16 protein-coding genes are annotated in these 18,163 nt (G+C 56.3%); 8 read left to right on the forward strand and 8 right to left on the reverse strand.

The genetic code is table 11. The annotated features are described in order from the left end of the window. The first annotated feature begins 66 nt into the window (after nt 1–66). From JIN87_RS07665 to JIN87_RS28135, 3 genes are all read left to right on the forward strand, one after another. Nucleotides 67–1,659 (forward strand): ABC transporter substrate-binding protein, encoded by a 1,593-nt coding sequence (locus JIN87_RS07665; RefSeq protein ID WP_200354955.1) that lies wholly within the window; start codon nt 67–69, stop codon nt 1,657–1,659. 333 nt (nt 1,660–1,992) lie between these two features. Continuing rightward, a complete protein-coding gene (locus JIN87_RS07670; protein ID WP_200354956.1) occupies nt 1,993–2,991 on the forward strand; it encodes an ABC transporter permease in 999 nt (332 codons plus the stop codon). After that, a complete protein-coding gene (locus tag JIN87_RS28135; RefSeq protein WP_200354957.1) occupies nt 2,988–3,758 on the forward strand; it encodes an ABC transporter permease in 771 nt (256 codons plus the stop codon). The genes JIN87_RS07670 and JIN87_RS28135 overlap by 4 nt, the downstream gene beginning before the upstream one ends. An 82-nt stretch (nt 3,759–3,840) precedes the next feature. On the opposite strand, the gene JIN87_RS07680 is transcribed toward JIN87_RS28135, so the two are convergent. Beyond that, entirely contained in the window at nt 3,841–4,542 is a 702-nt protein-coding gene (locus JIN87_RS07680) for a lipid-binding SYLF domain-containing protein (RefSeq protein WP_200354958.1), read from the reverse strand. Nucleotides 4,543–4,741: 199 nt separating this feature from the next. On the opposite strand from JIN87_RS07680, the gene JIN87_RS07685 reads away from it, so the two are divergent. From JIN87_RS07685 to JIN87_RS07700, 4 genes are all read left to right on the forward strand, one after another. After that, entirely contained in the window at nt 4,742–6,529 is a 1,788-nt protein-coding gene (locus JIN87_RS07685; protein WP_200354959.1) for a chloride channel protein, read from the forward strand. A 38-nt stretch (nt 6,530–6,567) separates the two neighbouring features. Continuing rightward, complete coding sequence (locus JIN87_RS07690) at nt 6,568–7,824, forward strand: class I SAM-dependent rRNA methyltransferase (RefSeq protein WP_200354960.1); 1,257 nt, start codon at nt 6,568–6,570, stop codon at nt 7,822–7,824. A gap of 121 nt (nt 7,825–7,945) precedes the next feature. Then, the gene (gene efp, locus JIN87_RS07695; RefSeq protein WP_200354961.1) at nt 7,946–8,506 is read left to right on the forward strand and encodes an elongation factor P; all 561 of its coding nucleotides are present in this window, start codon (nt 7,946–7,948) and stop codon (nt 8,504–8,506) included. Nucleotides 8,507–8,683: 177 nt separating this feature from the next. Continuing rightward, on the forward strand, nt 8,684–9,583 hold the full coding sequence (locus tag JIN87_RS07700; RefSeq protein ID WP_200354962.1) for a sialate O-acetylesterase: 900 nt from the start codon (nt 8,684–8,686) through the stop codon (nt 9,581–9,583). A 34-nt stretch (nt 9,584–9,617) separates the two neighbouring features. On the opposite strand, the gene JIN87_RS07705 is transcribed toward JIN87_RS07700, so the two are convergent. Together JIN87_RS07705 and JIN87_RS07710 are read right to left on the reverse strand one after the other, a co-directional pair. Then, nucleotides 9,618–10,901 (reverse strand): glutamate-5-semialdehyde dehydrogenase, encoded by a 1,284-nt coding sequence (locus JIN87_RS07705; protein WP_200354963.1) that lies wholly within the window; start codon nt 10,899–10,901, stop codon nt 9,618–9,620. 118 nt (nt 10,902–11,019) lie between these two features. Beyond that, nucleotides 11,020–11,454, reverse strand: a complete 435-nt coding sequence (locus JIN87_RS07710; RefSeq protein ID WP_200354964.1) for a VanZ family protein — start codon at nt 11,452–11,454, stop codon at nt 11,020–11,022. A 266-nt stretch (nt 11,455–11,720) separates the two neighbouring features. Between JIN87_RS07710 and JIN87_RS07715 the strand changes: the two genes are divergently transcribed. Then, nucleotides 11,721–11,978, forward strand: a complete 258-nt coding sequence (locus tag JIN87_RS07715) for a hypothetical protein (RefSeq protein WP_200354965.1) — start codon at nt 11,721–11,723, stop codon at nt 11,976–11,978. Between the two features lie 22 nt (nt 11,979–12,000). Here the strand turns inward: JIN87_RS07715 and JIN87_RS07720 are convergent, their stop codons facing one another. The 5 genes from JIN87_RS07720 to JIN87_RS07740 form a co-directional block, all read right to left on the reverse strand. Further along, the gene (locus JIN87_RS07720; RefSeq protein WP_200354966.1) at nt 12,001–13,503 is read right to left on the reverse strand and encodes a carboxypeptidase M32; all 1,503 of its coding nucleotides are present in this window, start codon (nt 13,501–13,503) and stop codon (nt 12,001–12,003) included. An 80-nt stretch (nt 13,504–13,583) separates the two neighbouring features. Further along, nucleotides 13,584–14,147 (reverse strand): hypothetical protein, encoded by a 564-nt coding sequence (locus JIN87_RS07725; protein ID WP_200354967.1) that lies wholly within the window; start codon nt 14,145–14,147, stop codon nt 13,584–13,586. A gap of 170 nt (nt 14,148–14,317) precedes the next feature. Beyond that, a complete protein-coding gene (locus tag JIN87_RS07730; protein ID WP_200354968.1) occupies nt 14,318–15,565 on the reverse strand; it encodes a BaiN/RdsA family NAD(P)/FAD-dependent oxidoreductase in 1,248 nt (415 codons plus the stop codon). A 47-nt stretch (nt 15,566–15,612) separates the two neighbouring features. Beyond that, entirely contained in the window at nt 15,613–16,968 is a 1,356-nt protein-coding gene (locus JIN87_RS07735) for a sensor histidine kinase (protein WP_200354969.1), read from the reverse strand. 144 nt (nt 16,969–17,112) lie between these two features. Then, nucleotides 17,113–18,096, reverse strand: coding sequence for a PfkB family carbohydrate kinase (locus JIN87_RS07740; RefSeq protein WP_200354970.1), 984 nt, complete (start codon nt 18,094–18,096; stop codon nt 17,113–17,115). Nucleotides 18,097–18,163 lie beyond the last annotated feature (67 nt).

The raw sequence follows: 18,163 nt of genomic DNA on the forward strand, positions 1-18,163 counted from the left end.
GAATTCTAAACGTCTAGTCGGGCAAGAGAGTTGCGCTTGTATGCGATATCGATTGGATGAGGGGTAATGCGAAAGAGTGCTCTTGTTTCCTGCTTGTTGGTGGTGTCTGTCCTGTTCTCTGGCTGTGGTTCGAAAAACGAAACACCGAAGGAGAGCCCTAAGGTTTTCATTTTTGCGCGAGGGAGCGATGCTCAAAAGCTTGATCCAGCGGATGTGGACGATGGCGAGTCGGTGAATACGCTAACTCAGATATGTGAAGGTTTGGTGAGGTTCAAGAGCGGCACGCTTGAGATTGAGGAATGGCTCGCTGAGTCGTATGATATTTCTGAGGACGGGTTGCACTACGATTTCAAGATTCGTCCCGGGATTGTCTTTCATGATGGGACTCCGCTCGATGCGGCAGCAGCGGCCTATTCCTTTCAACGGCAATTGGACGAAAGCCATCCAGCGCATTTGCCTGAGGCGGCTTTCGCTTATTGGAGCTACTTGTATCAGGATGTCGTTTCTGTGGAGGCGATTGAGCCGATGGTTCTGCGAATTTCATTGAAGCAGCCAAATGCGGCGATGCTTCGCTCTTTGGCCATTTTTCCGGCATGGTTGATAAGTCCCAAATCTTTGGATACTTACGGTTCGGAGATGCAGCGTCACCCAATTGGAACCGGTCCTTATCGCCTGAAGGAGTGGCGTCCTAACGAAGCGATTATTTTGGAGCGGAATCCGGACTATTGGGCTGAAGCGCCCGAGTTTGAGCGTATGATTATAAAGGTGGTACCGGACAATACTACGCGTTTGCTTCAACTGAAATCGGGGGCGATCCACGGAATGGATGGATTGCAGCCAACCGAAGTTGCTGCATTGAGGAGCGATCCGGCCATCACCGTGTATGAGGAAGGCGGGCTGAATGTTGGCTACATGGCTTTCAATTTAGAGACGGAGAGGATGGCGATCCCAGAGGTTCGTAAGGCTATCTCGCTGGCGATCGATAAGCAGAGCTTTGCGACTGTCGCTCTGGAAGGGGCAGGGCGTCCGGCGAACTATCCTTTGCCAAAAGGATTTTTGGGGTATCCAAGTATCGAGGACGCGATGGTGTTCGACTTGGAGCGGGCTCGTGAGTTGATTGCTCCTCACAAGGCGTTGTTCGAGGAAAGGCCTTTGGAGATTTTGGTGATGAATGCTCCTAGGCCGTATTTGCCGGATCCTGTGACGGCGGCGACTTTCATCAAGGGGCAGATCGAAGCTCTTGGAATTCCGGCTCAGGTGGTCTCAGTGGATTTCAAGTCGCAGCTCGATTTGCTTAGAAACGGGGAATTTGAGACGGGCTTGATTGGCTGGGTCGGGGACAATGGGGATACGGACAATTTCCTAAGCGTGTTTTTCGGGAGTTGGGCTGCGGTGAAGGGAACTGCCACCAACTACAGCTTTTATCGGGAGGAGGAGATGGATCGACTGCTTCTGGAGGCGCGAAAGGAGACTGATTCGGCGAAGCGCGCGGACTTGTACGAACAGACTCTGGCTTTGTGGAAAAGAGATCTGCCGCTGCTGCCGCTTTGCCACGGCGACAATATCGTGGTGCTCAGTTCGCAGTTTGAGGGCTTTCAGTTGCAGAAGATCGGTGATCTGCGTTTGAGCGAAGTACGCTCAAAGGCGAATGCGAAGTAATACCACTTGCAAAAAGTTTTGACCAAGTGGTGCTGGCTCAAGCGAGAGCAGCGCAAGGCGGCGAGTGGCTTGCGACACAAGTGTCGGATGCCACTCGCTAACGCCGCGACCTCTCGCTTGAGCCGCATCCCTCTTAGGGGACGGGTTGGAAATGGGCTGGGGCGGCGTTGTTTGATTCCACCGTGCTTTAGCACGCTTGGAATCAAGCCGCCTTGCCCCAGCCCATTTCCAGCTCCGCCACATGCTCAAACCTTTTTGCAAGTGGTATAAGTTCGTGCATTAGGGTTCGCTTCGGACGTTGCGAGTTCTTTAAGTGGCGACGTGTTTTTAGTTTTGCTGCGAAAGGTCCCGTTTTTCTTCGCTCTCTATGTGTTTGCGAGTTTTGCGATTTTTGCGGCGATAAGCGCGATCCCAGGCGATCCGGTCAAATTGCGGTTTGGCAAGGTGATTGATCCGGAAAGAGTGGCGGTGGAACGGGAACGGCTTGGTCTGGATCGGCCTTGGCTAGAGCAGTATTTCTTATCTCAGAAACGGTTCCTTTCTGGCGATTGGGGAAGGAGTTTGAGTAGTGGGAGAGAGACTACGGGGGATGTTTCTCTTTATATGCCCGCTACGATCGAACTGAGCTTGTGCGCGATGCTGGTGGGAGTCTCTGCTGGATTGAGTGTTGCTTTGTTTGCTTCGCTAGGGACTCACCCTTGGGCGGCTCGGGTCGCCAATGGACTTGGCTCTATCGGTTTGGTTGTACCCATATTCTGGATCGGGATCATGCTGTTGGTGGTGGGGGCTCTGTGGCTGGCCTGGTTTCCGATGGGAGGGCGTTTCGACATGACGGAGATTCAGCCGGATAGGATTACGGGCCTGTTTTTAGTGGATTCGTTACTTACGGGAGAATGGGATAAGTTTGGGACTGCGGCACGGTACTTGGTTTTGTCCTCGCTTTGCTTGTCGGTCTATCCGGCGGCGGGTGTGGCTTCGGTGACGTACGCTCGTTTGCGTGAACCTGAACTGCAGGCCTTTGTGGTGGCGCTTCGCTCGAGAGGGTATGGAACGTCGCGAATCATTTGGCGGCATTTGTTGAGGATCTCGGCGGCTCCTACGTTAACGGTCATTGGGACAACTTTTGGGTCCTTGCTGGGAGGCGCCTTTTTGACGGAGACGGTTTTCTCATGGCCCGGTATTGGGCGTTATTTGGTGAACGCGATTTTGGCACGAGACGTTTTCGTGGCGCAGAACCTTCTCACTTTTTTGGTGCTGCTGGTGGTTCTGGTGGCGTTTATCTCGGATTTGGTGGTGTCCAGGCTCGATCCTAGAAAGGGGGAGGAGAGGTGAATTCCGGGCGTTGGCTGAATCGGGGGATCGCTTTCTGCTTTGTCGCCTTGTTGGGGGGCTTGCTTTGGACGCCGCATGACCCTTATGGGCAGAGTTTTTTCGAGCTGCGAATCACGGGCTCGAGCTGGGCGCATTGGTTGGGGGTGGACCGTCTGGGGCAGGACTACTTTAGCCGGATTTGGCGAGGGGCTGGCAATTCGATCTTGTTCGCGCTGCTTGGGAGCCTGGCAGTATTGGCGGCATCTTCGTGCTTGTTGTTTCTGGAACGCAATGGGGGGCGTGTCTTGGGAAATGTGATACGCTTCGCGGTTTCGTTCGGAATCGCGATGCCGGCGATCTTCATCGGCTTGTTGATCGTGACGTTTATGGAGCGTGGCCCTTTGGCTTTGACGACTGCGATAGCGGTGGCGGGAGTGCCGTTTGCGTTTCGTCAGTTGCGCGTGCTTTGGAAGGAGTTGGAGGGGACGGCTTACGTCGAGGCGAGTCGGGCGATCGGCGGGTCAGTTCGGCATTTGTTTCTGTATTCGATTTGGCCGAACCTATGGCCGCAGCTGTTGAGCTTGTGGAAGCTCGTTTTCGCTTTCGCTTTGTTGGAGCTGAGCGCTCTGACCTATCTGGGCTTGGCGAGCGATCCGAATTGGGCGGAGTTGGGCACCCTGTTGAGAGAGGGGCAGAAGCTGTTGCTGAAGAGTCCAGCTTTCGTGATTTGGCCGGGCATGACGCTTTGCGTGGTGCTGGGGATGGTGAGGCTGGTTCGGGCTGAGTGATTCGCTTGCTCCGAAGCAGTTGGAAACGAAAAAGCCCGTCGCGGGTGGCAACGGGCTTTGTTGGAAATTGCTTGGCTGGCAGCTAGCGTCCGCCGTCGGTGTAGTAGTTGAGGCGTTGCAGGAGCGCTTGCGCTTCGCGTGGCAGCTCGAACCAGTCGCTGAGTACGATTTCCGGCATGTTGTACTCGGTGTTGTAGAAGGCTTTGGTGGCGTAGTTGTTTGGCGCGACCCAGCCGGCCTTGACCGCGACGCCGGCGAAGAGACCCTTCTTGTTGGAGTAGACGAGGATCTTGGCCTTTTTGAAGTCGATGTTCGGGCGAGCTTCGCGGGTCTTTTCGAGGGGACCGGCTACGGCTGCCGCGTCTGCTCCGAAATCCATGCGGCCAGTGTAGGCTTTGCGCACGGTATCGAGATCCATGATGATGAAGATGGCGTCGTACTCTTTGGCGCCCACTTGCAGGCCGAGGTTCGCTCCGCCTGTTTTGACGAAGGCTGGAACGCCCCATTCTTTGGTGAGTGGATTCTTGGCGATGAGTACGCCTGAGCCCGCTTGGCCTCCGATCACGAATCCGCCTCTGTAGTTGAGGGTGATGAGGATGCCTTGGGCGTCTTGCAGAATGTCGGCAGGGATGGCGGTTTCGGGATCCGCCATGATTTCCTCGAGCACGTATTCGCTGTTAACGATACGGTTGACGAGCTTCTCGCGCTTGGGAGCTGCCTGGGTGGAGGCGGCGAGGAGGGCTAGGCCTAAGAAGGCAAGTGCGATCCGTGTAATGTGCTTCATAACTATTTCTTGGATTGGCGCTTGGGAGAGAGGTTCCGTTTGCGGCGCCGGAGTTTTGATTGGAAGGGATTATTTGAGGGGGCTTTTGTTTTTTGCAATAGAAGATCTTGGAGTATGAAAGGCCTGAGGGACCCGATTTACTGCGGTAAACACTATTTATATTGTTAAGCTGGGAGGGTTTGCTTCCCTTGCGGTCAGCATGTCCGGTAGTGATCGATCCTTTTATCGTGTTTCGCGGCGTTGGTTCGCCGATTTGATGGAGCGCTTGGCGTTGAGCCAAAAGAGCCGCTTCAACGTTCTTGCGATATTGATTGGCGTGTTGAGTGGCTTGGCTGCGGTGGCGTTTCACAAGTCGATCCATTGGGCGGAGCACAATTGGATCCACCGGGTGAGCGAGATTCCTGGTTGGCTGGGGGTGTTGGCTCTGATCTTTTTGCCGGCGCTCGGTGGGCTCGTGGTGGGCTTTCTGATCCGGTTTTGGGCGCCGGAGGCGGCGGGAAGTGGAATCCCTCAGGTCAAGGCGGCGTACTTTCTGAAGTTCGGGCGTATTCGCGGTCGGGCTGCGGTGGGCAAATTTTTGCTGGGAACGATTTCGATCGGTACGGGTGCGAGTCTCGGGCGAGAGGGGCCGACGGTTCACCTGTCGGCGGCGATAGCTTCTTGGGTTGGCCGTTGGTTCGGGTTGGCTCCGCGTCAGATCATGGCTCTGATTCCGCTGGGTTGCGCGGGGGGCATAGCGGCGGCGTTCAACACTCCTCTTGCGGCAATCGTGTTCGCGATCGAGGAGATCATGGGCGATTTGAAGCACAAGGCGTTTGCGGGGATCGTGATGGTAGCGGTAATCGCGGCGGTGATCGAGCGGTCCTTGTTGGGCTCGGAGGCGATGTTTGATGTGCCGTTCCACCCGGAGCAGGTGTCGGGCATGAGCTTGGGGATGAGTCTGGTGCTGGGTGTCTTGGCTGGATTTGTGTCGCATGGGTTCACCCAGAGTTTGTTGAGGTCGCGTGAGCGTGTGAAGCTGGTGCGTGGCCGTTTCTCTTGGATGATGCCGGGACTGGGCGGTTTGCTGACTGGCTGTATCGGCGCTCTGGTTTTTACTCAGCTTGGGCACTTGGGCGTATTCGGAATTGGATACTTGGACTTGTCGTCGGCTTTGGCGGGGAGTTTAGGACTGGGCGTTTTACTCGCTCTGTTTGTGGGGAAGTTCGCGGCGACTGTGCTTTCGTATTCGAGCGGTGGATCGGGGGGGATTTTCGCCCCGACGCTTTTTATCGGAGCGATGCTAGGCGGCGCTTTGGGAGTGCTTGCCGAGAAGGTGACTGGAGAGGTCGGTTTGCTTCCGCATGTATTGGCTTTGGTGGGCATGGGAGCATTGTTCGCGGGAGTGATTCGCGCTCCGGTGACGTCTATCTTGATTATTTTCGAGCTGACGCACGACTATAACCTGATCCTGCCCATCATGGTAGCGAACCTTACTTCGTACGCGATTGCCTCGAAGCTGCATCCGGTGCCTATCTACGAGTCATTGCTTTTGCAGGATGGCATCAATTTGCGGAAGTTCCCGATCTTGAGGCCGAGTCAGGGGTGGCAGGGGATGCCGGTCAGTTCGATCATGACGAATACGGTTCACACTTTGCAGTACGATATGCCGCTGGGTGAAGCGTATGAGAAAATCAAGGACGAAGGGTTCAAAGTGTATCCTGTTGTGGACGAGGAGATGCACTACATCGGTCTGGTTCACCGCAAGGGGGTGAGGATCGTCAGTCAGGAATCGCCGCTTAAGCAGGTGCAGGATATCTTTATTTCGGATACCTTTCCGAAAGTGTATCCGGATACGAAGATACGGGATGCGGCGAAGCAGTTTGTGAATACCGAGTGGATCGCTCTTCCGGTGGTGAGTCGCTTGGACGAAGGGCGCGTCGTGGGAGTGGTGACGCTCCATGACATTACCCGTCAGCAGTTCTTGCAGGAGACGAAGGGCGACTAGGTGAGTGGTGAAGACTTAGTAGTGAATTTAGATTTGAGATGAAGAAGGAAGATGTTTGGAAGTCGAAGCGTTCACCTCGTGGCGGTGGCGTAAGAAAGCGGGAAGGTTCTCTTAAGGTAGCAACGGTAGAGGGGCGGCGTACGCCTTGGGTTGAGATCAAGACGTATACCTTTCATCCGACGATTTATAAATCGATGTTGGGACGAGTTTCTGCTGACGCCAAGGCGGGGGATATCGTGACGGTCTATGACCGAAAGGGAGAGATCTTTGGCAGTGGGCTTTTCAATGGGAAGGCTCGGGTGCCGCTGCGCGTCTATCAGCATGGAGAGGACGAGTTTGGGGAGGCGGATTTTCTCGCTCTTCTCGACCGAGCGATCAACGCTCGCAAGGATGTTCTCAAATTGGAGGAGGCGACCGAAGCGTATCGTGTCGTGCACTCTGATGGCGATGGTCTGAGCGGTTTGGTTGTGGACCGGTTGGGCGATGTATTGAGTATTCAGGTACATAGCTTCGGCATTTATCAACGATTGCCGGAATGGATCCCGTATTTGAAGGAGAAGCTAGCTGCGTCTCAGGTGATCGTGGAAGTGGAACCGAAGATCGCTGATTTGGAAGGAATCCACATTGATGAGTCGCTCTCGGATGACATTCGTTTCGCGAAGTTCCAGGAGCACGGAGTTCGTTACGAGGCCGACTTTCGGGATGGGCATAAGACGGGCTTTTTCTGTGATCAACGCGACAATCGAAAGCTTTTTGGAGGCTATGCCGCGGGAAAGGATGTACTCGATGTTTGTTGTTACACGGGGGGCTTTGCCTTGAACGCGAAACTTGGAGGGGCTTCCGATGTGACGGCGGTCGACCTAGACGAAAAGGCGATTGCCCAAGCGAAGCGGAACGCGAATCTGAATGGGCAGGCGAAGGTGAACTGGACGCATTGCGACGCGTTTTCATTCATGCGTCAGATGCAGCGTAACGGGCGCCAGTGGGACTTGGTGAATCTCGATCCGCCTAAGTTGATTTTCAGTAAGGATCAGTCAGCCGAGGGTATGAAGAAGTACGAGGATCTCAACCAGCTGGCCTGCACGCTTGTGAAGCCGGGAGGCGTTATGGCGACCTATTCTTGTTCCGGGCAGTTGTCGGCGGAGGAGTTCGAGGAGATGGCGATTCGTTCGGCGCATCGAGCGGGCCGTCGTTTGCAAATTTTGGATCGAACGGGGGCAGGGGCAGACCACCCGGTGATGTCGAATTGTCCCGAGAGTCGTTATTTGAAAGCGATCTGGTCAATCGTCTGGTAGTATTTCAACCTCTTTCGTCGTTTCGCTCCTCAAGTGTCGTCACTGCGTTCCTCGGTACACTTTTCTCGCTCCTAAAAAAAGCTCGCTTGGCGCTGGATTCCCTCTTCAATTCTTCCCCCTTATGGCTACGAAGGTAAACAAAATCTCCCGCGGAAACGTGATCGAATACGAAAAGCAACCCTGTTTGGTGATCGAGTGTAAGATCGTTGCTCCGCCGAACATGTCTGCTCTCTGCCAGATGCAGCTCAAGAACCTCAAGACTGGCAAGACGATCCATAATCGTACCAATGTCGGCGACTCCTACGAGGTTCTGCACAAGGAGATCAAGGACCTCGAGTACTCTTACAAGGCTGGCGACATGTACGCTTTTATGGATCTGGAAACCTACGAGACGATCGAGGTAACTCCGGAGGTGGTCGGCGACGCGAAGGATTTCCTCATCGAAGGTAAGGAGTACCAGATCTTTTTCGTAGATGGAAACGCGCTCGGTGTTGAGCTTCCAGGTTCTATCGAGATGAAGGTAATCGAAGCTCCTGAAGTGGTCCGTGGCGATACTTCCGGCAACGTGCAAAAGACCGTGGTTCTCGAGACAGGCGTCGAAGTGAAGACTCCGATGTTCATCAAGCAGGGCGAAATCATCAAGATCCGTCCGGAAGACAAAAGCTACCAAGGCCGCGCGTAGTCGAGCCAATTGGCATTAACATTTTCTCTAGCCCTGCAGTTTCGCTGCGGGGCTTTTTGGGGGCTTCATCACGATTTTGCAGAGGTCATTCGCGCAGTTTCATGTCGAACGTTCGACATGAAACTGCGCGGATGAAGGCGTTTGCGTGTTGGGGTGGTTTGGGCAGTGTTAGTTCAGATGAAAACGTACCCCGCATTTCTTGTTGTCGCCCTCTCTATTGCATCCTTGGCCTTCGGCAAGGAATACCAGGTCTATCTCTTGGCCGGCCAATCGAATATGGATGGCTACGGGTATGTGAAGGACCTGCCCGCTGGTTATGCTGAGTTCGCGGGGGAGGTTCGCATTTTTCACGGGAACATGGCGGCGGATGACGAGCCTCGTGATGGCCGCGGTATTTGGGAGGAGCTTTCGGCTGGGCACGGCACCGGTTTCGAATCGGATGGAAAGAGCAATAAGCTCTCGAACCGATTTGGGCCTGAACTCGGGTTTGCGAAAATTCTAAGTGCCCAGGAACCGGATACACCGATCGCCTTCGTCAAGTACGCGAGGGGCGGCACCGCGCTTGACCCGCAGTCGACGCAACATTTTGGGCGCTGGCATTTTGAATACAAAGAAGGGGAAGGGATCAATCAATGGGATCACTGCTTGGCTACCATTCGAAATGCGTTTGAGGACGCCGATGTGGATGGAGATGGTGAAGCGGATCGCCTTGTGCCAGCGGGCATCGTTTGGATGCAGGGGGAGAGCGATGCTAATGAGTTGGGGCCGGCGTCTCGCTATGCCTCGAACCTAGCTCGGACGATCGCGTTGTTTCGAGCGGCTTTGCGAGATGACGATTTGCCGGTGGTGATTGGTCGCATCTCGGATTCCGGAATGGAAGATGGGGGAGTGGTTTGGGAGTTCGGGAACGTTGTACGAGCTCAGCAAGCGGCGTTTTGCGAAGGGGATGCCAACGCCGCCCTCGTCACTTCAACAGACGCGTACGGGTACTCCGACAAATGGCACTACGACAGCGCCGGCTACATCGATCTGGGCGAGCAGTTCGCTAAGGCGATGTTGGAGTTGCAGGGGGAGTAAGATGAGGCGTGGGGCGGCGCCCACGCCCTTCCGCTTAGCCTTTGATTTGGCCGTTGCCGACGACTTTGTACTTGTAGCTGCAGAGTTCGCGGAGGCCCATGGGACCGCGGGCATGGAGGCGGTCGGTGGAGATGCCGATTTCGGCGCCGAGTCCGAACTCGAAGCCGTCGGTGAAGCGAGTGCTGACGTTCCAATAGACGGTGGAGGAGTCGACTCCGTTGAGGAAACTCTCCGCGGTCTCTGGATTGCTGGTGATGATGGCGTCGCTGTGGGAGCTGCCGTACTTGTTGATGAAGGCCATAGCTTCGTCTGCATCGGCCACCACTTTCACGGAAATGACGAGGTCGAGGTACTCGGTTCCCCAGTCTTCTTCGGTCGCGGGCTCGCAATCGATGCCAGCTGCCTCGAGGGCGGCGGCGGCTTCCGAATCGGCTTTGATCAGGACGTCCTTGGCGGCGAGGCCACGAGCGATTTGCGGGAGATGGAAATCGAGCACGTCTCGGTGGATGAGAAGGTTTTCGGCGGCATTGCAAACCGATGGGTACTGCGTCTTGGCATTGACCACGATGCTTTCCGCCATGGCGGTATCGGCTTCCTTGTCGACGAAGACGGTGCAGATGCCGTCGTAGTGCTTGATGACAGGGATGGTGGAGTTTTCCGAAACGAAGCGGATAAGCCCTTCGCCTCCGCGTGGGATGATGCACTGGATCTGCTCGTTGAGTTTGAGCAGTGTATTGAGTGCGGCGCGGTCGGTGGTGGGGATGAACTGTACTGCCTTGGGGGGAAGCCCGGCTTCCTCGAGCGCTTGGCTGACTAGAGCGGCGAGTGCGGTGTTGGTGTAGAAGGCTTCCTTGCCGCCGCGCAGGATGGAGGCGTTGCCTGACTTGAGGCAGAGGATGGCGCAGTCGACGGTCACGTTAGGGCGCGACTCGTAGATGATGCCGATGACTCCGATGGGTACGCGGACTTTCTCGATGCTGAAATCCTGTGGGTGCTGGTAGGTTTCCAGCGATTCGCCGACGGGATCGGGGAGGGCGGCGACTTGGCGTGCTCCCTCGACCATGCCCGAGATCCGTTTCTCGTTGAGTTTGAGGCGATTGAGCATGGCGGGGGTGAGACCGTTTGCTTCGCCTGCTTCGAGGTCCTTGGCGTTTTCAGCTTGGAGGGCGGGCACGTTTTCTTCGATGAGCTCTGCGAGGCGGAGGATCGCCTTGTTTTTCTGTTCGCGCGGCACGTTGGCAAGCGTGAGAGAGGCAGCCCGTGCTTGGTGGGCCATTTCTGTTACCAGGCTAGCGATATCGATAGTTTCTGTGCTCATGGGAGTAGTGACGATTTGAGAAGGCAGCACCCTGCGCGCTCGACTCGGTTTTGTCACGTGTCTTTGCGTATTTGCGGGGGATTGAAGGCTTTGCCGCTTCGAGTTAACGCGAGCTTCACTAGAGGCTTTTGGCGTGATTGGGGCCGAGGCTGGGCTGCCAGTTGGCTACGGCTCGTAGGAGGGGGATCTCTGTGTAGAGCACTACCGCGGTGAGGGCTCCGAGGGAGTCGGCAAACCAGTCGAGTGGATCGCCGGTGCGGGCGGAGTTGAAGTGCTGGAGGGTTTCGTCCCACATACCGAAAAGGCTGACGAGGGCGAAGGCTGTGAGCCAGCGGGTGGTGCCTTCGAATCGATTGGGCAGCGCTCGCAGAACAAGGATGGCGAGCAGGCCGTAGACGCAGAAGTGGTCGAGCTTGTCGCGGAGGGAGAAATCGATTTCGGGGGCGATCGGGCCGGTCTTGCAGGAGTAGGCCGAGAGGAGGGCGCACGTCAGCAGGGGAGGTAGCCAAGCCCGTAAAGTGCTTGGGAAGGCTTTCCGTTTTCGCTGCGACATCGCCTAGCGTAATCGGATTTTGGGGCTCGGACTTAAAGGTTGTCGGATGGTGGGCGGTGAACCGTTTTTGGATTTGCTTTGGGTGGCTGATTGCTGCCGCAAATTGGGTGATCCGAACGTTTCCCTTGAGGGAGGTTTTTATGGATTTGTTTATCCTTCGAACGATCACGTTTTGGACGCTAATCGGCCTAGGGCTTTTGAGTCTCGCGTATCCTTGGAGATTGCGGAGTGGGTTTTCGCGGGCGTTGCTGCACCTCCCGCTTCTGATGATTCCTGTTCTAGTGCTTCACGAATGGGCGATGCCAAGCGGGTTGGAGACTCGGGTGGATCTCCTGGCGATTATCACGATCTTGGGGCCTGTTTTTGCGGCCTATTGCTTCCGGCTCTGCGTTTTTGGCGAAGGCGATGCGGGGAGGCACCGCGTTGCTATCCGGTTGGAGGATTTGAGTTGGTCGGAGCGTACCTCGCTGTTGCCGTTCAACCATGAACCGCCCAGAGCTCGGGTCGCCCGTTTGAGACGTTGAGGCCGGCAACGTGGCACGAGTCTTATGCGTAGAGGGGAAGGTAGCGGTCTTTGAGGTAGCGAATGAGGGATTTGGGAGAGAGGGCTTGGCCGGTCGCTTTTTGGCTGAGCTCTAGCAGGTGGTAGCGAGCTCCGTGTTGGTGGACGTTCTCTCGTAGCCAGTTGAGGAGGTTCTCGAACTCGCCTTTGGCGAGGTCTTCTTCGAGGCTTGGGAGCTGGTCGGCGGCGCTGTACCAGAGCTGGGCGGCGAGCATGTTGCCCAGGCAGTAGCTCGGGAAATAGCCGAAGGAGCCGCCGGACCAATGTACGTCTTGCAGCACGCCTTCCGCGTCGTCCTTAGGCTCGATGCCGAGGAGCTCTTTGTATTGGGCGTTCCAGTAGTCGGGGAGTTCGGAGACCTGGAGTTCTTCGGCGAAGAGCTTCTTTTCGATTTCGAAGCGAATGATGATGTGGAGATTGTATGTGACCTCGTCGGAGTCGACGCGTATCGGGTTTCGGGATACGGCGTTGATGGCGAGATAGAGGTCGTCGGACGAGATGCCTTCGAGTTGCGTTGGAAAGGCGGATCGGAATTTGGGCTCGTAGTGTTTCCAGAAGGCTTTGGAGCGGCAAACTTGGTTTTCCCAGAGTCGGCTTTGGGATTCGTGAGCTCCCATGCCGGCTGCTTTGCCGAGGGCGTTGTGGAGGGAGTCGAGTGGCAGGCCTTGCTCGTACATGCCGTGCCCGGTTTCGTGGATGGAGGAAAAGAGGGAGTCGAGGGGGTTGTCGACGTCGAAGCGGGTGGTCATTCGGGTGTCGGCCCCGTTGCCGCTGCAGAAGGGATGGAGTGAAATGTCGATGCGTCCGCGCTTGTAGTTGAAACCTAATGACGCGGTGACTTCTTCGAGGAAGGTTTTCTGTTCAGCGACGGGGAATCCTTTGAAAATGTCGGTGCGGGCTTTGGTTGGGGAGTCGAGGATTTGTTTGAGAACAGGAGCTAGGCCAGTCTTCAGTTCGCTGAAGAGGGAATCTATGGTGGCGGCGTCGACGCCGGGATCGTGGAAGTCGATCATGAGATCGTAGGGGCGGTCGCCCCAGCCGAGGTGTTCGGCTTCTTCTTTCGCCAGATCGAGGTGGCGTTGGATGTAGGGAGCGTAGGAAGCGAAGTCGTTGTTTTTCCGGGCTTCGGCCCAGGCGTGGTAGGCTTCGGAGCAGAGTCGGGCGTGTTGCTCAACCCAAGCCGCGGGGAGTTTGGTGCATCGGTCGTAGTCTGTGCGTGCGTCGCGGAGGATGATGCCGACGTCATCGGCGGGATTTTTTGTGTCGGGCGCTGGGGTTTGAGACTCTAGTTTTGAAAGGAGTCCGCCGATTTCCGAATCGGTACGGGCTTCGTGGATGGCTGATGCCATGGTCGCGATCTGGTCCTGGCGTTGGTCGCTGGATTCCTCTGGAAGCAAGGTTTGCTGATCCCAGCCGAGCAGCCCGGCGATGCTTTCGAGGGAGTGGATGCGTTTTTGTTTTTGGGTGAGCTGTTCGAGTGCTGTCATGGGGTGTGCGAGATCTTTTGTGTGAAGTGTGAAAAGGCCGCCTGGAGGGGCGGCCTTGGGAAGTCGTTTTTTTGGGGCGGTTAGAGTTTGGGCAGCATGCTTTCGAGGCTGCCTTTGCCGAGCATCTTTAGGATTTGGTCGGCGATGCCTTTAGCCACGGCGAGCTCCTTTTCGTATTTTGTTTTGAGCTCGTTGAGTTGTTCGAGGGTGCTTGGGGTGAACGTGTTGGCGATACTTTCGAGGTTTCCGAGGCTGTTGGCGAGATCGGGCAGGGTGGATGAGACTTGGGATACGATGTCTTCGGGAAGCTTGGACTTTACGGAGTCGTACTTGGATTTGAGGGAATCGTATTGTTTGCGCAGGGCGGCGTTGCTGGCGGTGAATTGCTCTTTGAGGAGTTTCGTTTCGGCGGCGAGTTTCGCTTCCATTTCCGCTTTGGCGTCGGCGAGCTTCTTGTCGGACTCGGCTTTCATCGCGGCCATCTTGTCGTCGTTTTTCTTTTCTGAGGCGGCGACTGCTTCTTGGGCCGCTTTGTCGGCGGCGGCTTGGACGTCGGCTTCGGTGATCTCCTCCTTCTTGGAGCATCCGGTGAGAGCGATTGAGCCTAGGGCAGTGAAAGTCAGGATCTTAGAGATGGAATTCATAGTCCGATAGGGTGACTCGATTGGCGGGATTTTCAAACGATTTAGTGTAACGCTTGAGCGTTTGGGAACGAGACCTTGCGCAGTTTCATGTCGAACGTTCGACATGAAACTGCGCAAGGTGACGGCATCGTGTTTTTTGTGGGGAAGTGGGGGCGGGGTTGTTTGGGGAATTATGGGGTGGCGATGGCGGTGGCGGCTAGGTGGGCGGTGGTCCAGGCGGCTTGGAAGTTGAAGCCGCCGGTGACGCCGTCGATGTCGAGGACTTCTCCGGCGAAGTGGAGCCCGGGGACGAGTCGGCTTTGCATGGTCTTGAAGTCGACTTCCTTGAGTTTGACGCCTCCGCAGGTGACGAACTCTTCTTTGTTCATGCTTTTGCCGTTGGTTTGCAGGCGGGTGCTGGCGATGGTTTCGGTGAGTTGGTTGATTGCTTTCTTTGGGAGCTGGGCCCATTGGGTGTCTGGCGAAATGGATACGTGCTCTAAGAGGCGTTCCCAGAAGCGTCGAGGGAAGTCGAAGGGATTGAGGCTTACGAGGGCTTTGCGGGCGTTTTGCTGTTTCGCGGTTTCGAGGAGCTGGCGGATCTTGTCTTGTTTGGCCCCGCCGAACCAGTTGACCGAGAGTTCGCAATGGTAGTCGAGTTGGCTGAATACGCGGGCGCCCCAGGCTGATAGCTTTAAGATGCCGGGGCCACTGAGTCCCCAGTGTGTGAATACGATCGGGCCGCTTTGTTGAAGTTTTTTAGGTGAGTAAGAAACTTGGACGTTGGGGAGGGAGAGTCCTTGGAGGTCTTTGAGGAGGGGGTGATCTATGTGAAAGGTGAAGAGGGAGGGGGCTAGATCGGTGATTGTGTGGCCGAGGGATGAGGCGAGGGCGTGGCCGGAGTTTTTTTGTCCGCCTCCGGTGGCGATGAGGACGTGGGTGTACTGAAGGTTTAAGTTTGGAGTGTAGAGGGTGAAGATTGGACCGGGCTCTGGTGTATAGGTGATTTTGGATACGCTGGTTTTTAGGTGTAGTTTTACGCCTGCTTTTTGGGCGGCGGAGGTGAGGCAATCGATGATGGTTTGGGAGTCGTCGGTAGTGGGGAACATCCGCCCGTCGTCTTCGGTTTTGAGTTCGACACCGCGTGAGTGGTACCAGTCGACGGTATCTTGAGGCTGCCAGCTGTGGAAGGCGCCGCGGAGCTCTTTGCCTCCGCGCGGGTAGAAGTTGACGAGCTCACGTGGCTCGAAGCAGTGGTGGGTGACGTTGCAGCGTCCGCCTCCGGATATGGCTACTTTTGAAAGGGTGCGGCGAGTGGCTTCGTAGAGGTCGACTTGGGCTTGGGGATCGGACTCGGCGATGTGGATGGCGGCGAAGTAGCCTGCAGCTCCGGCGCCGATGATGGCGACGCGCTTGTTGGCTTGGGAAGTGGAGGACATGCGGCAGGGGAACTGAGTTTGCCGCGGGAGGCAATGCCGGGGTTCTTCTACTCGCTGGTGGCGTTTGGGGCGTAGGGGAGCTTGAGGCTGAAGCTGCTGCCTTTTCCGACTTCGCTTTGCGCGCTGATCTGGCCTCCTTGCTTATGCATGAATTGGGAGCAGAGTCTGAGGCCTAGGTTGGAACCGGATTCGCCGTCGGTCCCGCGTGAGGTTGTCTTGAAGTCGAGATTGAAGATCTGGGGCAGTTTTTCGGTTGGGATGCCGACGCCGTTGTCGGTGACCTTGAGTATGGCTTCTTGATTGGAGGTGGATTCTTGGGAGATACGGATGTTGCCGCCTCGGTGGGTGAACTTCAGGGCGTTTGAAATGAGGTTTCGCACGACGGTGCTTATCATCTGGGGGTCCGCGAGCACGGGCTTGGAGGCGGAGCAGTCGTTGGCGAGGGTTATCTCTTTGTTGGCGGCAACGGCGGAGAGGAGCTTGATGTTGCTGTCTACGACGTCTCCAAGGTCGACGGGCTGGAGCTTGGGAGAGAGGTCTTCGGTCTCCGAGAGGGCCCAGCTGAGTAGATTTTCCAGCAAGACGTGGCTGGAGGTGGCGGCTTTGCAGATGAGCTCGATGAGCTCGTTTCGTTTTGCTTCGTTTTTCGAGTCTTGGACCAGCAGGTATTGAGCGATGGAGCCTAGGGCGCCGATGGGACCGCGGAGGTCGTGGGCGATGAGGGAGAAGAGTTGGTCTCGCGTGTTGATGGTTTCGCGAAGGGTTTCGGTGGTCTTTTGAAGATCGTGTTTGAGGGCCTCTTCGTGAACCCGGGCTTTGAAATCTTTGCGAAGGCTTCGGTTTATGTTCGCGGACATGATGAGCCCGAAGCTGTTGGCGGCGAGGTAGGCTAGCGGGGTGCCGATCGATTTGGTGAAGTCTAGTTCGGGCACGGCTCGTGTGAACCAGAAGTATAGGCTTCCGAGGGTTAGGGCGCCCGCCAGTGTGAACTGTTGAGTGGAGTTGAGGGCGGTGACGCAATAGATGCCTAGGATGGAAACCAGATCCCACGTGACGATCGACATGAAGTAGTCGTGCCTAGAATTGTCGGCGATGAGGTGGGCGACGATGACGAGGCTGCTGGCGAAGATGATCGGCTCGTCTGTCTCGTAGTCGTAGGTCTTGTGGATCTTCCAGATTCCGATGATGGCCCCAAAAATTCCGAAGACCCGCAGGATGGCGGATGCGAGAGCGCTGCCGTCTCCGACTCCCCCGCTTAAGGCGAGAAGGAGGAAGATGAGCATGAGGACCGCGGCGATGGGGAGGATTACGAGCAGGATCCGTCGGTCTGAAGGCTGGCGCTCGCGTCTGAAATCTCGTTCGAGATCCGGTGGGGATAGTTTGTAGTTGAAGGGGTTCAGCATTGAATAGCTTCCGAATATGTTCAGGACGCTATGAAGGTTGGGCAAAACGAACCCCTGTCAAAGTCTAGGCTCAGAAATTACTACGGGTTTTCCCGAGCATTAGCGAGATCGGCTCGCTTGTCCCGATCTCGCTTTCGGTAAGCTCTACAAAAGAGCTTGGGCTTGGTCTTTGGTGAGTCGGGGGCCGAATTTGGATACGACTGAGGAGGAGGCTCGGCTGGCGAGGGCTCCGGCTTCGGCGTGGCTTAGGCCGTTTGTGATGCCGTAGAGGAATGCTCCGGCGAAGAGGTCTCCGGCTCCGTTCGTGTCGACCGCTTCGGTGGGGACGGGAGCGATTTTGATTTCTTCGGATCCGTCCCATACGAGTGCGCCGTCTGGTCCGAGGGTGACCACGAATTGCTTGGCGGAAGTTTTGAGGGCTTCGATGGCGGCGGGGATGGATTCGGTGCCGGTAAAGGTCATGGCTTCTTCTTCGTTGCAGAAGAGCAGGTCGACGCCGGAGCCTACGACTTCTTTCATGCCGTCTCCGAAGTACTTGACCATGGCTGGATCGGAGAATGTGAGGGCGGTTTTGACGCCTAGCTTTTCGGCTGCGGCTTTGGCTGCCTTCATGGCTTCACGGCCGTTGTCGGAGGTGACGAGGTAGCCTTCGATGTAGAGATACTCTGAATCGGCGAGGGCGGCTTCGTCGATTTCGGCGGTGGAGTAGTCGGCGGTGATGCCGAGGAAGGTGTTCATGGTACGCTCCGCGTCGGGAGTGGTCATGACGAGGCATTTGCCGGTGATGCCTTCTTGAAGGGAGTCGGGCGTGAGGTTCGTGTCGGCTCCGTTGGCTTTGAGATCGGTGAGGTAGAAGTGTCCGAGCTCGTCGTTGGCGACCTTGCAGCTGTAGTAGGCTTTGGCTCCGAATTGGGCGGCGCCGATGATGGTATTGGCTGCGGAGCCTCCGCATTGCTTGTCGGCGGCATCGAGGTCGATGGCGGAGACGAGGGCGCTTTGGCGTGTTTCGTCGACGAGGGTCATGAGCCCTTTCTCGATTTCGTGCTTCGCGAAAAAGGCGTCGTCGACTTCTGTGACGATGTCGACGAGCGCGTTGCCCATACCGTAAATGTCATACTTCTTTGCCATCGGGGAGGGGTTGTGGCGAAGCAAGGGGGAGTTGGCAAGGGGGGAGTGTTGGTTGTGGGGGAATGGG

This window comes from Pelagicoccus mobilis (assembly GCF_016595505.1).
Classification (GTDB): Bacteria; Verrucomicrobiota; Verrucomicrobiia; order Opitutales; family Opitutaceae; genus Pelagicoccus; species Pelagicoccus mobilis.

Bases quoted from the DNA above. Each gene is read 5' to 3' on its own strand.
- JIN87_RS07665 (WP_200354955.1), top strand. From the start codon at position 67: ATGCGAAAGAGTGCTCTTGTTTCCTGCTTGTTGGTGGTGTCTGTCCTG.
- JIN87_RS07680 (WP_200354958.1), bottom strand. From the start codon at position 4,542: ATGAAGCACATTACACGGATCGCACTTGCCTTCTTAGGCCTAGCCCTC.
- JIN87_RS07685 (WP_200354959.1), top strand. From the start codon at position 4,742: ATGTCCGGTAGTGATCGATCCTTTTATCGTGTTTCGCGGCGTTGGTTC.
- JIN87_RS07690 (WP_200354960.1), top strand. From the start codon at position 6,568: ATGAAGAAGGAAGATGTTTGGAAGTCGAAGCGTTCACCTCGTGGCGGT.
- efp (WP_200354961.1), top strand. From the start codon at position 7,946: ATGGCTACGAAGGTAAACAAAATCTCCCGCGGAAACGTGATCGAATAC.
- JIN87_RS07700 (WP_200354962.1), top strand. From the start codon at position 8,684: ATGAAAACGTACCCCGCATTTCTTGTTGTCGCCCTCTCTATTGCATCC.
- JIN87_RS07705 (WP_200354963.1), bottom strand. From the start codon at position 10,901: ATGAGCACAGAAACTATCGATATCGCTAGCCTGGTAACAGAAATGGCC.
- JIN87_RS07710 (WP_200354964.1), bottom strand. From the start codon at position 11,454: ATGTCGCAGCGAAAACGGAAAGCCTTCCCAAGCACTTTACGGGCTTGG.
- JIN87_RS07715 (WP_200354965.1), top strand. From the start codon at position 11,721: ATGATTCCTGTTCTAGTGCTTCACGAATGGGCGATGCCAAGCGGGTTG.
- JIN87_RS07720 (WP_200354966.1), bottom strand. From the start codon at position 13,503: ATGACAGCACTCGAACAGCTCACCCAAAAACAAAAACGCATCCACTCC.
- JIN87_RS07725 (WP_200354967.1), bottom strand. From the start codon at position 14,147: ATGAATTCCATCTCTAAGATCCTGACTTTCACTGCCCTAGGCTCAATC.
- JIN87_RS07730 (WP_200354968.1), bottom strand. From the start codon at position 15,565: ATGTCCTCCACTTCCCAAGCCAACAAGCGCGTCGCCATCATCGGCGCC.
- JIN87_RS07735 (WP_200354969.1), bottom strand. From the start codon at position 16,968: ATGCTGAACCCCTTCAACTACAAACTATCCCCACCGGATCTCGAACGA.
- JIN87_RS07740 (WP_200354970.1), bottom strand. From the start codon at position 18,096: ATGGCAAAGAAGTATGACATTTACGGTATGGGCAACGCGCTCGTCGAC.